Below are 15,523 nucleotides of genomic sequence, written 5' to 3'. Positions count from 1 at the left end.
AAATATCTGCGAAAGCCAGTCTCTAAGCTAGATTTATCGCCTTTTCCTGCACCCTCTTGACAAATGTGCGATTATCTTAACCTCTCACTGATGGTATCGATCGAAGGTGAGAACCTGCGTTCAGTGACGTGGGTTGTGATTGAAGAGGTCAAGAGCGGCGACTGGGGAGTGGGTGGCAATCCTCTCACCACCAATGATGTGCAGGCGCTTGCGGCTGACAAGTCGAAAGTTAACGCCTAAAGAAGCACAGCAGCGAACCCGAACATCGTGCTGTGGTTGCAAGCGTGACTCCTCGTGGGTCGGGTCGCTGAACGTGGATCGTTTCCAATACAAACCCAAAACCAGTTGATTCAAGACAATGCCCGGCGGTATTAAGCAATTAAGAAATATTCGCAATAAATTAAGAGTGGCTTGTCTTTTGACGAAATAATAGGCATCTTGGCGCGGTAGACTGTCGATAATAAAGCGTTGTCTCGTCCGAACCGTTACTCGCGCCCCTGATGGCGACTTTTTCTCTGGTGTTGTTGCTTATCTCTCCTTACTCGGTGCCGGATTCCTGTGAACCTATCTCCCGGACTTTGAATTCTTCCACGTCGGTCAATAAAAGATACTTCCGGATCAACTCTTCATCAAACTCGGCACGGCGATTCATTTTGTTCAGTAACTCTCGTCGTCGCTCTAGCACTTCCAGGTAAATGGATTGATATGCCTTTAATGAGTTTTGCAAAGCGAGATTTGATTCAAAGAGTTCGCGCTCAAAAAACTTCAGATCGATTTCGAGCTTCGAGAACAGATTATCCAAGTGTTCGTTTCGCGCACGCTCTCCACCATATTTTTCTTCCAGAAATCTCAGCGAAGCCAGTGCTAATTTCTTTTGAATGATGATCTCCTGCTGCTGTTCCGGGATGAGGGTGAACCTATCCTTGAGGTTAACTTTGCTGATCAGCCAGGGAAGCGTTAATCCTTGAAAAACCAGGGTGATTAGAATGACAATAAACGTGATAAAAAGAATAAGGTCGCGGTAGGGAAACGGCTGTCCTGTTTGAGTGAGGAACGGGATGGAAAGTGCGGATGCCAGCGATACCACACCACGCATTCCTGCCCAGCCGAAAATCAGCGGCCCTCTCCATCCTGGATTCGGATCTGACACCGGGATAAAACGGCTCATGACTCTCATCAAAACAGAAGTTCCTAAAGTGCAAAGCAGCCTGGTGACAATCAGCGCGAAAGCGATGATCAATCCATACCAAACGGCACTGCCTAAACTAATGTTACCAAGCTGCCGAGTGACAAACGGTAATTCGAGTCCGATGAGCAAAAAAATCAACCCGTTCAAGACAAAGACCAGATTATTCCATACATTTAAAGCCTCAACCCGGCTCCGATAACTCAGCAAACTATTGCGCTTGCTGGATAAGAGCAGTCCACCACTGACGACCGCTAGCACGCCCGAAACATGGAAGTGTTCGGCAAAATAATACATACAGTACGGCGTAACCAGTGTTAAAACGATTTCGATACTGGAGGTTGTGGGTAATAAACGATGAATGCCGTAGAAAATCAATCCGACAACGAGTCCGATCAGGATTCCGATTAAAATAACAAGAACGAAGTTGACGGCTGCCTGATGAAATTGGAACTGTCCGGTGAGGACTGCCGCCAATGCAAAGCGAAACACGATCAGCGACGAGGCATCGTTAAGTAGACTTTCGCCTTCGACAATGCTGACTAGCGATTTCGGCACGTTGACTTGCCGCATGATCGTCGTCGCAGAAACGGCATCAGGCGGTGAGATAATGCCACCCAAAAGAAAGCCCAGCGCTAAAGTAAAACCGGGAATGATCGCGCTTGAGACAACTGCGATCGCGCACGACGTTAAGATGACAATGGGAAAAGCAAACCCGATGATTAGCCCTCGCCATTTCCTGAATTCTTTCCACGATACTTGCCACGCAGCTTCATAAAGCAGGGGCGGAAGGAAGATAAGGAAAACTAGCTCTGGGTTAATGGTGATATTTGAAAACTGAGCAATGAAACTCAGCGCGAGTCCGCCCAATACAAGCACGATTGGGTAAGGCAATCGCAGCTTATTGGCGATCATGACCAGTCCGAGAATGATCAAGATCAGGCAAATATATTGAATGAAAATGCCTTGCATCAAGTGAATGTTGAAGTGGTAGACTACAGCTATTTTCAGGCTTGTTTGGGTATAAGGTGTATTTCCCTTTCCCTACAAGGGTTTGACCTCAAAAATATTTAAGTCCTGTTTAATGGTTTTTTATCAAAAAAAACCAGAACTACATCACCTAACTTCTTGAAAAATAATGGAATTCACATCATTCGGCTCAACTAAGCCTCTTCCTGGCATCAATTTCACACTCAAATTATGACCGCTAATATTTAAAACATAAATATTTGCTTCTGAATCAAAAAGCTTCCATGTTCCTGTATGTCCATCAGAAATTTTAAAAGTTCCATCAGGATAAAACTTTGCAACACCGCACTCATAAACGTTTTGCATACATGACATAATTTGGTAAGTCTTCACTATCTGGTCTTGCTGCCCAGATGCTGTATTGCTGTCAGACTCAACAGCGCCTATAAGTTGCACTTCATAGTTACCCCCAGTTCTAATTAAACCATTCGGGGGTGGCTGAATACGCATAATCACTTTAGTTTTTTGTTTTAAATTACCAGGGAAAGTTAATTGTGCGGTTGTACCGTTTGAAGTTAAATCCTTATGAATTTTCCAAGTTTGTCCTTCGTCATATAAATCAATTCCAATTGTGGCTGTGTTGGCGTTACCTAATAATCCCATAGATGTGAACTTGATATTGACATTCACTTTCCCTGGCCCGGCTATGAAGTAGTAGAAATGAGGGCCAACAAAATTGTCTGCTACACTTGAATTGACTCCAGAATGTAATGGTGCTGGCTTATCTGGATTGAGCGATTGTGCAGTGACTGGGCTGACAAAAGTTGTGAGGATAAATAGTGAACTCATCACTGTACCAAGCTGGTAGGTATGTTGTAAAATCTTTCGGATTTTACTGTTTGTCATTACCGTTCTCCTTAAATTCATTTCATTCCTAACACTACGACCTTGTAAGAGCCAATTTCGTAACTTTTCAATAATTAAGTAACTCGGCTCTCATCAAGAGGTTCCCTCTACATTTTGCTGGGTGCCAGATATTACCTTCAGCAGAGAAACTAGGTATGAGTGCGAAATGATTTTGAATTGGAGTTAGAGGTTGATTTTCGCCATATTCAGCATTGCTTGAACGTATCTCAAAATATTTGTCAACAAGCAGAGATTAATGAGATTATTTCTGAGTCTATTGAGAATAGACTAGTCTTATCGACATGATGCGGCCGCCCTGGGCTAGTGCAGGATTACACGTTAGGGCTAATACGTGTAATGCAGTCGCGGACTAATTGCCAAACCTGATAGTCCAGGAGTCCGAGCGCAAATCTGGCGGGAGAACTGCTGGAAACTCATCAGTAGCATCTATCATGACACTAAAGTGAAGAGATGCTTGATTTCCTAACCTCTTGATTTCACGCAGCCACAATGCTAGGTTCTTACCCATAAAATCAGGATTAGACGTATCGAGAATCAGCAGACGGACTTCGCTAGTAGCCATCCGTCGCAACCGTTTCTCAATTTGCTTAGATGTAATTGATGAGGGTTTGATGCGGTAGGAGGGGTCAGCAACATTGAAACTCATGACAGCTACACTGTACCGACCTTCTTTTATTGCATCACCATTATCAATACTGCCCATGAAAATGAAAACTTCGTGGTGAGGGGGGCAGGATTCCAAATCAACAACATTCAAAACGTTAGTGGCAATTTCTTTATTTAGGTATTGATGAGTTGTTGATTCATCCAGCCACTTTCGTCTCAAGTCCATTTTTATTTGGGTAAATGAACTCACCAATGTCTGGGTGAAACTCTCCAACATTAATTAAGGCATACCCTTCTCCAAACTCCCGCTTCATCTGATGTATCTGCTTAAACGCCTTCGCCACAAAACTTGTATCAAGAAGCACTTGTGAGCAGAAGTCACTTAAAGCTTGCTGCTTTCATTGAATTGGCATCCACAATTAACAGGACTGTACTTGAAGTTAATGAGAATAACTCATTCTAGTATGTCCGATAAAGGGGTAGACATAGCTTACCCCTAGCTCATTATCAATTTCGTTTTTTTATTGACTGGTTTTATCGTCATTCTTCTTGACTGGCACAAATTGGTAAACGCTAGAGAGTTGGTCGTCAAAAACTTCGTATGCGAACTAAAAACTTACCCTAATGGCTCAATTTTGGCAAATTTATGTATTATCAAAAATTGGCTCCCATTATGGCTGATTTATGGCATCTCAATGGCAAATGAATGGAATTCTGAAACCTCAATTCTCAACTAATTATCACTATTGAGAATTAGGGCTAAAACTGGCTTAATTTTGGCACGCCAATGGCAGGGCTATGGCATACCAAAGTCCAATCACCTAAATTCCGCATTTTTGAGAGATCACAGTGACATTGTGCTTTCAAGGGAGAATAATATTGAATTCTGACGCACAGTACGCCAAAAAGTTTGGAAAGTTTTTTAGAGCGAAAAATGATGATTTAAGTGAATTTCAAATCACTTGAACCAAATTAGACTACAAAAAACTACTTTTATGCTACAAAAATGACTGTACAGTTCACTGTCTTCAACGTTGACTAATAAATACTCAATTCATCATCCTGCTCCTGCTGTTGCTGATTCTGTTGTTTTAACTGCTGCCCATAATCGAGTAGCTGCTGATTCCAATCATGTGCCTTGCACTTGAGCCGCTTGGACTGTGGCAGCAATTCCTTAACAACTCGTGCAGCTGCATTACCAGAATCATCTGGATCAAAAGCCACCTGGACAGTAGGAATATGCTGCAATTGCTCCACTGGCAAGGTGTTGGGGTTATCTACTGCCAGGAAAAGTGTTCTGTTTGCTGGCATTGCTCCATTAACCTGATATTCGAGCATGGCATAAGAGAGGGCATCAATAGGCGATTTACATAACACGGCTCTTTCGACTTGGGTCGTTCCTTGTTGACCAAGATGAAAGTGAAACCAGCCATCACTGCGCTTAGTCCCAAACTCGTAGCCCTTAAAGGTGTTATTTTCCCCACGTGTGCCTCTCAAAAATACCCCCTTAGTTTCTTGAGCTAGATTCCGCATCACAAACACAGCGTTTTGCTCACTATCGGCGTAAATCAACCCCAACTCATGGAAAGCTTGTACAAAGTTGCTGGGTATTCCCCGTTTTTGGGTGAGGTAGGCGGAAACTGCAAGCCATTTAGTTTTATCTTCAACGGGTGGCTTAAACGGGGTTCGCGGTTCTAACTGGATAATCTCAGCAGCCACTGTTTTAGTTTTTGCGATCGCTGCTCGTTCTGCCCCAGCTTCACCAAATCGCTCATGCAACCAGACGACCGCTTGCCGCAGATTGCACTGGTTAACGTGCATCACCAAGTCAATCGCACCCCCTGAGCCTTTCTGCTGTTCGGGTGCAAAGTCGTAGAATTTGGGCCCATCTATATTAATGATGTTGTCCGTGACCCCGCCACCGCTCACGCTCGTAATTTAGCCCCAGTTCCCAGGCGACATCCTCTAAAGCCAAGTCCCGCAGTTGTTGGGTTTTTAATTCCAGCGATCGCACAATTTCTTCTAGCCGTTGTCGTGATTGTGTAGTTGTTTCGTAGTATTTGTTGATGACTCTTACTTCTGCTTCTGCTTTTCATTTTTGGCTGTCAAAAACTTTCCGCCAAATATGGCGTACTGTGCGTCAGAAAAAGATGGATTCCAGAGCTTGAGAGATTTTAAGCGAATTTACTAATAATTGACCAATTATTGGGATCAAATGGGAGATTTCTAAGAAGTTTTGGGAACTGTTCTTCTTTATTGGGAATTTTTGAGCTAATGAGAATGTAGTTACTGGATGATGTAAAAGGTGTAAAAAGGTAAGAAAAAATTGGAGATTTGGGAGATGTTGTCTAGATATTGGGAGATGTTAAATGTAATTGGTGAGAATTGGGAAAATGGATGTTTTGTGGAGATTTTCTATCAGATGCACGAATTTAGTCAAATCAATCAACTAGTATAAAAGCTGTAATATTTCTTGATAAATGTGTCAATAATCACGGTTTGGGCGGTTTATATTGAGACTAATTATCAATTAGATAGACAAAAAAAGGGTCAAAAACAGGGGTAAATTTTTTTTGTGGATTTTGTTTTTTTAATGTTGAGTCTTGATTCTGTTTCAAGCCGAATGCTCAACGTTGACTTTCAAAGTGATCGCGCATCTTGTGGTCAACCTAATCCAAGATAAAATCAGGAACGAAAAAATGAAATTGATGATGAGCCAGGGGTAAGCTATGGAAGCCAAAAGCGAAGTGACAATAAAATTTAGTGGCGAACTACCAACAGCTACACCTCTTGAGAATAAGAAAGTTGCAATCGAGTTCACTGACCAGAACGGCATAGTTTTTACCGCTCAAGTTAATGCAAAAAGCTGGCGGAAGGCTGAGACTAGCGCCTCGGAATTTGCAGACTGGGCTGGGGCTGTATCGGGGAAGCTTGGCCAACGAACTCCTAACGGGTTTGAGATCGTTGACGCAGGAATTCAGCTTTTTGAAAAGAAGGCGAAGGAGGTAAAACCAGATGTAGCGGCGGCTGAAGCTGGCGCAAGTTAATAGATGTGTCTCTTGCATTCATGTTCAATTTATGGAGAGCATGGATGCTCCTGGCAACTGAATTACCAACAGAAAATCAACCAGTTGAGCCGGAATTAGAAGTAAATAATAACCAGAGTCAAAGCATTGAAGTTTCCGAATTAAACAGTAGCTCTGTTCTGGCAAGTGACGCTGTGCCTCAAACTCTCTTAGCAGAGAATGAACAGTTAGCTTTACCTCAAACTCTCGAAGCCGCACCAGTTAATTCATCAGAATCAAATGTTTTTCTTGAAAATACCTCTGGTGAACATGAGCAATCAGAGATAGAAACAGAGCAACCGCAATTAACTCTTAAACCAGCCTATAAAAAATTATCAACAGCAACTAATAGTTCAGGACAGACGTTTAATGTCAAAGAAAAAATTGAGTTAAGTACAGGTAACTTTGGTACACAAAAGGTTTTTATTATCTCCTTATATTCAGCACCAGATGAAAGTATTTGGGCTTATTACCATCCTGTAGATAAAAACCAAAGACAGCTATGGAAGCGGGGGTGCTGTCGGATTGAGAATTTGAAAAAGCTATCGCCTGCGGGGAGTAAGTAATGGTTAACGGTGTAAAAGCACAGTTATTGAAAAGTTGTTGTGAAGCGATTTTGAAGAAAAGGTAATCACCGAAGACATCCACCGATAGCTCATTGTAAGATTGGCATATATACAGAAATCCTTATAGCGAACTCTCATTATTCGATTGTGTGCTTTTAGGCACATCAACCACATCAATTGCCCCCAGAAGGGGGTATTTTTATGGCGGTAGTAGCTCAAGCGAGGTAACAATCAAATGAGCGTGGCTCACTACCAACAGCCAAAAGTACAGCGAACAAAAAATTTGAAATCCTCCTGTCACCTAACATCATCTCTGAGGTAGTGTTAGGCGTAAGCTGTAGACATCAATGAATCTAGAAGACTTTGAGGCATCGATTACACGAATGACTAAATTCGTGGAATTCTTTAGTCTGTGGGCTGATCCGAACCTTATTCTGCCTAGTCTAGAAGAAAGAAAAAGGTAAGAAATGCCTGAAGTGTCAAAGTGTAAAGTATTGTTGCACAAACGTTTCTTTTAGGTGCGACCTTGCAATACTTTTACTCGGTTGTACCAGTCGCAATTGGGGAGTCAAACCAATGCTACCTAACAAGGTAACTTAGTACTGGTTCGCTAGTATTGCGCCTTTAAGCTTGGATGTAAAATTTATAAATTTTGTCAAAGTAGATTTTAAAAATCAAAAACATCCTTCATACTTTAAAACAGTAATCCTACGTAAAATTTGAGGAAGGGATGCCAATGACATCTCTATTACAGCGACTAAGTGCAGAACGAAATCGCAAATTCGTGGGACGTGAGCGGGAACTGGAGCTATTTATTGATGCGATCGCATCAAGAGAATTACCTTTTCACATTTTGCACGTCTTTGGCCCTGGCGGTGTGGGCAAGACAACCCTCATGCAGCAGTTTTTGCGGTTTTGTGAACGGTCAAAAATATCAACTATCTACGTAGAAGGACGTAATATAGAAGCTGCGCCCGAATCTTTTGTTAGCACGTTGCGTTCGTTGATGGGATTGAATGAATCAGATTCTCCTTTACATGTGCTAGCCCAAAGACTTGAACGTAATGTAATTTTAATTGATACCTATGAAGCTATTACCCAGCTAGATGAATGGTTGCGGGAAGGATTCTTACCCCATTTGTCTGTTAATACCTTAATTGTGATTGCTGGACGCAATCCCCCCTCATCTAGTTGGTGTAGCGATCCAGGTTGGCAAGCTTTGATGCACACCTTGCCCCTACGCAACCTTACCCCAGAAGAAAGTCAAACTTATCTCACCACACGAGATATTCCCACTACACAACACCAGGCGATTCTAGAATTTACCCACGGACATCCTCTAGCATTATCTTTGGTTGCTGAGGTGTTTGCTCAGGGAAAAGAAATCTCTTTTCAAGCAGAATCTGCTCCCAATGTTGTTAAAACACTGTTGTCAAGATTCATAAAAGAAGTACCAACGCCCCTACACCGTATGGCTTTAGAAGCTTGTGCGGTGATCCGGCTGACTACCGAAGCCGCACTAAATCAAATATTGGCTGTGCCTCAAAATACTTTGGCTGGTGAGGCTCACTCTTTAGGGGAAATACTTGATGTTCACGATTTATTTGAGTGGTTGCGCGGACTGTCGTTTATCGAATCAGGGCAATTGGGTTTATTTCCCCACGATTTAGCACGCGAAGTTTTAATTGCTGACTTGCGTTGGCGTAATTCGGAATTTTACACTGAATTACACCACCGAGCGCGTCAATATTATACCAAACGACTAGGGCAAACTCAGGGACAAGAAAAGCATCGAGTGCTACTTGATTATATTTTTTTGCATCGGGATAACTCGGCGATTCGATCTTGTTTTACCTGGGGTGAGCAAAGTAGTTTATTGACAGACTCACTACGGGAAACTGACAAAACCGCACTCCTGGGGATGGTGGCAGAATACGAAGGCGAAGAATCAGCAAAAATAGCAGATCACTGGTTGAAGCGCCAACCGCAGAATGTAGTAGTATTTCGTGACTTGCACTCCGAACCTGCGGGATTTGCAATGATGGTGGCATTGCAGACAGCAACTGTTGAAGATTTGAGTGCAGATCCGGGCGCTCTTGCATCTTGGCAATATCTCCAAACCCATGCACCATTACGCCCTAGCGAAGGCGCAACTATTTTCCGCTTCTGGATGGCGCGGGACACCTATCAAGCTGTTTCTCCCACCCAAAGTCTAATTTTCATTAATTTTGTGCAGTATTTTCAGAAAACACCGGGGTTAGCATACACCTTTCTACCTTGTGCCCAAGCAGATAGTTGGACAGCAATGTTAAACTACTTCGACTTAACAAGACTTACTGAAACTGATTTTACAGTTGGGGGAAGACACTATGGTGTTTATGGTCATGACTGGCGAATTGTGTCGCCTGCCGCATGGAAGGAAATTTTGGCTCGAAAAGAGGTTACAACTACCGGAGAATCTGTAGATAATACTCCAGTCGGTGAACCTCTGTTAGTTCTTAGTCAGCCAGAATTTGTGGAAGCGGTGCAGAATGCGTTACGTAACTTTAGTTGTCCTGATGCATTACAGAATAATCCATTAGTGCGATCGCGAAGCGTGTACGAAGTACTCTCGCGCAGCGTGGAAGAACAAATTTTCACAAAAACAAGTATGATCGGGAGTCCAAAAGACATGCAGCTCTCCGAGCAGCCGGATTATGGGCATCTACGCGAACGAATTAACGTTTTACAAAATCTGGTGAAACAAGCAGTTGAATCCTTACAATCATCCCCGCGTGATGAAAAACTCTACCGCGCTGTTTATCGAACTTATTTAAATCCCGCCCCCACGCAAGAACAAGCAGCTGAGTTACTAGATTTGCCTTTCAGTACCTATCGCCGCCATCTCAAAGCTGGGATGACGAGAGTTACAGATATTTTATGGCAAAGAGAAATTAGCTAACAGCGAAAATTTCGAGTGCGGAGTCCGAAATGATTTAGTGAGGGAGGATTTCAAAGACTCAAATTCAGCCAAAAAAGTTTTTCAGCCTGTGACAAGCTAATTTCAAAGTAGCCTATTATGCACAAAGCAGTTATTAAAGAAATGAAGATAAATCGTTTCATATTTTCCTCAAAATAAGGTTTTCTGACAAACGGAGGTTAGTTGACAGATTTTAGCTTTTTTAGTTTGCGCTTTAGTATTAAGCTGCTTGCAAAGATCCCAAAGACTACTGTACTGCCAGTTGAAGAAGGTTCGGGGACAAGTGTAATATTGCCAGGGCCTTTGATGGTATTAGTAAAACTACCAAAACTGTTATTGCTATTGTCAAATCCAGTAGTGACTAAAAAGTATTGACTATTGGCAGTTAAGCTCAAGCCGCTAAAACCAGATGTGCCTTCATCTGGAAAAGGATCATTTCCACTAAGTAAATTAACTAATGGGGTAGTTGGGTTGAAGCTGTTTTGGTACAAGAACTGGATGCCCAGGAAAGCTTGAGAACCTACAATATCATAAGAGCCTGTAGTATCAACTAAGAAAGGCTGGCTGTAATAAGGGACAGCAGTACCATTACTAGAAAGTGATGTGGGTGGGTTAGTACCACCTTCAAATCCTTCCGTTTGCGGACGGTTAAAAGTTGGTGCGTTTGTTGTGTCACCAGAAGATGAAATGGTGGATGCCTTAGATGGGAGGATAACACTTACAGATAGAGCGATGGCTACGCCCGCCACAGGCATCGCAGCAGAGGCAATAGGGATTGAACGTCTTAGCAATTTTTGCCAAAAATTAAATGAACTGTTTTCTGAGACGATGGATTCTTTAATTGCTTGTGACATATAGTTGTTCTAGGTTATTTATTACAAAACTGAGTGCTTTCATCTAGTTCCAGGGATGAGCGAGCAAAGCCTGTGAAGTAATACCTAAGCCAATTAGGGTAATACATAAGGCACTTGCTATAGGTAACATCTTGATCCTGGGTATCTGGAGTGGCAAATGCTCAAACCGATTTTTGGCGTAGACTAGCATTAAGCCGATACCAGTTAGTACGGCTGCTAGACCTAAGCTAAAGGCAGATACCAGCGCTAGTCCAAAGCCAACTCGTCCCATTGCGATCGCACTTAGCAACACTACTAAGGCTGAAGGACAAGGTAACAAGCCGCCGGAAATTCCCAACGCTAGTAGACTAGACCACTTCATGGAAGCGCCGTGAGGCGGTAAATGTGAATGCTCATGGTTGTGGTGATGGTGATAGCGAAGCGGTAGCGAGTCATCGAGCGTCTGGTGATGATGCAAGCCGTGGCTGTGTTGATGACTATGTACATGGTCGTGTGAATGAGAAACCTGAGTCCCTTGCAATCGACTGATAAATAAATTCAGACCAATTACAGTTACCAGTACACCAGAGAGTACGCTTAACCAAGGGTACAATTGCTCTGTCAAAATAAACTGGGATGTGCCAAGAGTGACCAGCCCTAGCGCAAATACCCCAGCAGTATGGGTAATCGTCATAATCAGCCCCAGGAATAGGGCGTGTTGGGCATTACTGCGGGAACCCACCAAATAAGCACCGACTATCGTTTTTCCATGACCAGGAGAGAGGGCGTGTAAACCACCCCATAAAAAGGCGATCGCTAGAGCTATTAGGATAGTCAGGAAATTATGATTTTCCTGGGTAATTAAGCTAGTAAATACATCGTTGCTTCTTCCTGTCAAAGCATTATCTAAACGGCTGGATGATTTAACAGATGGTGGAGGTGCTTGTTCACTCGATGTCAGAGACGGATTCAGTTTAAAGTCAATCCGACGCTGGTCGAGAGGACTGCTGAGTAACTCAGTGGGGTAATCTCTCAAACGGTTGGTAATACTCAAAGATGTGAAATCACCTTGAATGGGAACGCCATTTGCAGCCACAGTAATCTCACGCCAGCCCAAACGCTGTGGATAAAACTGATCTTCAAACTCGATTAACTGATTCGCGCCTACTAACTCCGTTGACCCCTGAAAATTACAACTCAGCCGCAGTGTAGATAATCCTCCGACACCTGGAGGAAATTCAACTGTTGATTTGATCAAAGACAGTGCTAAAGGCTGTTTATCGATCAACAGTTCCAAATGTGAATTGACTTCCTGGCATTTTTGATTAGGGTATCGAACCGTCTCTACAGGTTCAGCTTTGCGATCGCGATTAGTATCTAAATGATTAATCTCCTGAAAAGCAGGAATCTCTGCCATATCTAGAACATAATCAATCCCCACACCATCGGTTGCTACCTGCACTCCTGCGTAGTGATTGATGGTGAAATTGCCTAAAGGGTGGGCATCCGCCCTCGGCATCCAAAATAAACATATTGTGATGATTGCAGTATTCCAAGCCAAGTAATGTAGTAGCTTTTTCATGAAGAACCCCCTATAGCGTTAGGAGTGGGAAAAGAGACAGAGGGTACTAAGTTAGCCAAGACTTGACGCGCTTGATCAGCATATTTGTGATGAAATTGAGGATTGAGGCTAACAGCTTGAGTTAATCGCTTTATTGCCTCTTCACGATTACCTAAGTGAAACGCAATCATGCCAGCATGAAATTGCAGCAAAGCATCTTCTGTCCCAAAGCGAGTTGCCTGTTGTGCTGCCTGTTGCGCTTCTTCCCATTCCCCATTAGCCGCAGCGGCCCAAGCCAATGTATCCTCTGCATATACATCGTCTCGCACTGCTACTTCAGCACGGGCAATTTGTAGCGCCTCTGTTAAATGAATTCCATGTTCGGTGTAGTAGACAGCCATTGCGCGATCGTAGATTCCTTTAACCTTGCTCAGGTAAGCTACTACCCCGATTAAATCTTCAGTTTCAGCCGCGCCTTTTTGGTCGAGAAGAGCTACTTGAGCATCAGCCTTATATCCCAGTGTTTCTACTAACGGCATCAGTTCTATACCCTGGTTGGCGATATTTAGAACATCCTGCCATCGATGCTGTGCCGCATAGAGGCGGGCTAGTCCTGTAAACGCAGCTATATGCCGTGGAAACAGGTCAAAAGCTTCCCGATATCGCTGCTCAGACAGGGCAAAATTCCCAGATGCAAAAGCCAGATCCCCAGTCCGCACATGAAACCAAGCACGAGTTTCTGCGCTCGTCGTGTAGAAAGAGTCCATCTCCTGCATAGCTTCATCTAGCAGTTTTCGCGCTGAGGCTAAATTGCCAGTTAACTCTAAATAACGAGCTAAAACCGCGTTATGACCAGAGTTCGATTCTTCCTGTGCAAGGTTCTGCAAGAGTTGATGAGTTATTTCATAATCACCCAACTCCATTTGAATTGATGCCAAGAGCGAGACAATATTGGGATTGTCAACAGATGAATTATTTAACACATCTAAAGCTTCTCGAAATTGATGTTGAGATAGTAAAGCTGATGCTAGGAGCATGGAAGAAACCTCATTATGGCGCGGCTGTAGTGCCAGGGATCTACGTGCCGCTTGTTCTGCTCGTAACACATCGTCTATATCTCCAATTTCTCGAAAGCGCCTCAAATATTGATCGGCTAACAGACGTAAAAATATTGAGGAATCGGGAGATTGGGCAACTTTCTCCTCATAGACACTGATAATATGCGATCGCTCTAAATAATCGGGGAAGACTAAATCTGACTGCTTTTCTGGTAATATCTCCCTGGAATTAATAGTCAGCAGTTGCACAAGAGAGGAATATGTGCCTAACTTACCATTGGTATAGCCTAAACTTAGCGCTTGTGTATTACAGGGTCTTAGTAAAACCAGTAGGCTAGTCAGCACTAACACCCATAGTATTCGTAGATTCATAAACCTTACAAAGGATTACCTAAATAAGGGAAGGTAGGAAGAAAGTTAGCATTATTAGGCCCAACATTATCGCTAGTCAGCCCCGGAATTTTACCTGTAGAAATGCCTGTAACTGCATTACCAAAGACAACGGATGCTGTTACATCGATTACGTCATCTTTTGGTCTTCTACCACCAAAGTTGTTGCCTAACTGAGTCCCAAAATAACTACCGCTAGGTTTAGAAAGGTCAGCTTGGATAACATCAGGAATCGCCACTGAGATCACTGCATCGGCTATACCTTCAGGTCTACCGATCGCTTTTACAAAGGATTTAATGAATTGCGATTGATTGCTAGCGTCTTTGGTTGGTGTCTGAAGATTACTATTATTATGAGCTTTAAAGTCCATAAAAAGTTCATTCAGGGCTGGAACTGCTAACCGCTCAATCTGAGCAAAATGCCCGTTTCTGAGTCTAGGAGTTTTAACACTAGTTGTCATCCAAGCACCAATCTTGCCTTTACCAAGCAGTTTCCTGGGTAGCTCGACAATAATTGAGTGGACATTAAATGGGGCCAGAGTGTCTTTTGCTTGTCCCGGTGGTCTAAAGGTAAGAACTGTGAAGGGAGGACTGGGATTAGGCTGAAGGCTATAGTTCCGATCCGGAATGATTTTGAAGAACTGTTCCAAATCGAAAAAGAACGGGTCTTTGCGTGTACCAACAAAGAACTTCATACCGTTATATGCGGCGAATGTTTGGTTGAGTTGCCCTGTCCAACTTACTGGAAGCAAAGCTGACTCTGTTCCTACTGTGGTTGGACGACATGGGCCGCGGACTGTGACAGTTTGCTGTGAGCCTTTACCATTTATATTGAATTGGAGTACGACATCTTCAATACTGTCGCCAGTGTTATCAATCTTGAATTGATAAAGAACGTTTGGATCGAATGGTCTTTTTTCACCAGAAACGATCAAAGGGTCGAAATCCATCACTAAGACAACATTTTTGGGGTTTGTCGGACTCTCAAACACAAACAAGTCTGTTAGATCCGCAGCAGTCAGCTTAGTGGCAAGAAAAGTTGTGTCTTGGTGGTCTGAAGCCAAAGCTGTAGGAGTTGCATAGGTTAGGACTACCAGCAAAATAGCGACAAATGCCACTATGGGACGAAAAAAATGAGTAGCTTTAGTCCAATACAGCGATCGCTTGATGGAAAGAAATACCATATTTTGGACTGCTTTCTCTATGAGTAACCTGCCTTCAGTTGCTATAAAAGAGGTGATACTCCGAGCATTTATTCTCATAGTTGCCCTTCTTGAGGTGTTTAGCCCCTACTGTTGGTGTGGAAATAGCAAGTTTATTTGGATTTCAAAAAAGACTGCGGATATTACCGAAGCGCTTCACAGCTTATTTGCTCTTACTACTCACTTTCCAGACTAAAACTT

At 43.1% G+C, this 15,523-nt stretch carries 13 protein-coding genes; 3 read left to right on the top strand and 10 right to left on the bottom strand.

Translation table 11 applies throughout. The features are described 5' to 3' along the window. Window positions 1-120: 120 nt before the first annotated feature. The 6 genes from V7K42_RS19940 to V7K42_RS19915 form a co-directional block, all read right to left on the bottom strand. Entirely contained in the window at window positions 121-282 is a 162-nt protein-coding gene (locus V7K42_RS19940) for a hypothetical protein (protein ID WP_334919071.1), read from the bottom strand. A 256-nt stretch (window positions 283-538) separates the two neighbouring features. After that, window positions 539-2,158 carry a Na+/H+ antiporter gene (locus V7K42_RS19935; protein ID WP_334919069.1) on the bottom strand — a complete coding sequence of 540 codons (1,620 nt, stop codon included), beginning with the start codon at window positions 2,156-2,158 and terminating at the stop codon, window positions 539-541. Window positions 2,159-2,302: 144 nt separating this feature from the next. Continuing rightward, complete coding sequence (locus V7K42_RS19930) at window positions 2,303-3,061, bottom strand: hypothetical protein (protein WP_334919066.1); 759 nt, start codon at window positions 3,059-3,061, stop codon at window positions 2,303-2,305. A gap of 370 nt (window positions 3,062-3,431) precedes the next feature. Continuing rightward, a complete protein-coding gene (locus tag V7K42_RS19925; RefSeq protein ID WP_334919064.1) occupies window positions 3,432-3,914 on the bottom strand; it encodes a hypothetical protein in 483 nt (160 codons plus the stop codon). Between the two features lie 812 nt (window positions 3,915-4,726). After that, on the bottom strand, window positions 4,727-5,617 hold the full coding sequence (locus V7K42_RS19920) for a DUF3991 and TOPRIM domain-containing protein (RefSeq protein WP_334919062.1): 891 nt from the start codon (window positions 5,615-5,617) through the stop codon (window positions 4,727-4,729). Further along, a complete protein-coding gene (locus V7K42_RS19915; protein WP_334919060.1) occupies window positions 5,614-5,784 on the bottom strand; it encodes a hypothetical protein in 171 nt (56 codons plus the stop codon). Before V7K42_RS19915 ends, V7K42_RS19920 begins: the two co-directional genes overlap by 4 nt. A 633-nt stretch (window positions 5,785-6,417) precedes the next feature. On the opposite strand from V7K42_RS19915, the gene V7K42_RS19910 reads away from it, so the two are divergent. From V7K42_RS19910 to V7K42_RS19900, 3 genes are all read left to right on the top strand, one after another. Further along, window positions 6,418-6,735, top strand: a complete 318-nt coding sequence (locus tag V7K42_RS19910; protein ID WP_334919058.1) for a hypothetical protein — start codon at window positions 6,418-6,420, stop codon at window positions 6,733-6,735. A 44-nt stretch (window positions 6,736-6,779) separates the two neighbouring features. Further along, window positions 6,780-7,319 (top strand): hypothetical protein, encoded by a 540-nt coding sequence (locus V7K42_RS19905; RefSeq protein WP_334919056.1) that lies wholly within the window; start codon window positions 6,780-6,782, stop codon window positions 7,317-7,319. A gap of 736 nt (window positions 7,320-8,055) precedes the next feature. Beyond that, on the top strand, window positions 8,056-10,260 hold the full coding sequence (locus V7K42_RS19900; protein WP_334919054.1) for an AAA family ATPase: 2,205 nt from the start codon (window positions 8,056-8,058) through the stop codon (window positions 10,258-10,260). Between the two features lie 197 nt (window positions 10,261-10,457). Here the strand turns inward: V7K42_RS19900 and V7K42_RS19895 are convergent, their stop codons facing one another. Genes V7K42_RS19895 through V7K42_RS19880 form a run of 4 tightly spaced genes read right to left on the bottom strand, consistent with a single transcriptional unit; the run spans window position 10,458 to window position 15,382 of the window. Continuing rightward, a complete protein-coding gene (locus V7K42_RS19895; RefSeq protein WP_138505389.1) occupies window positions 10,458-11,132 on the bottom strand; it encodes a hypothetical protein in 675 nt (224 codons plus the stop codon). A gap of 43 nt (window positions 11,133-11,175) precedes the next feature. Next, window positions 11,176-12,693 (bottom strand): nickel/cobalt transporter, encoded by a 1,518-nt coding sequence (locus tag V7K42_RS19890; RefSeq protein WP_334919048.1) that lies wholly within the window; start codon window positions 12,691-12,693, stop codon window positions 11,176-11,178. Further along, window positions 12,690-14,102: a tetratricopeptide repeat protein gene (locus V7K42_RS19885; protein WP_334919046.1), complete on the bottom strand. Its 1,413-nt coding sequence runs from the start codon at window positions 14,100-14,102 to the stop codon at window positions 12,690-12,692. The genes V7K42_RS19890 and V7K42_RS19885 overlap by 4 nt, the downstream gene beginning before the upstream one ends. A gap of 5 nt (window positions 14,103-14,107) precedes the next feature. Next, entirely contained in the window at window positions 14,108-15,382 is a 1,275-nt protein-coding gene (locus V7K42_RS19880) for a DUF4331 domain-containing protein (protein WP_334919044.1), read from the bottom strand. Between the last annotated feature and the right edge of the window lie 141 nt (window positions 15,383-15,523).

Origin of the sequence: Nostoc sp. (assembly GCF_036917455.1) — a bacterium.
Taxonomy (GTDB): domain Bacteria; phylum Cyanobacteriota; class Cyanobacteriia; order Cyanobacteriales; family Nostocaceae; genus Nostoc.
The sequence above is the reverse complement of the archived record's forward strand: the minus strand, read 5'-3'. Positions and strand labels throughout refer to the sequence as shown.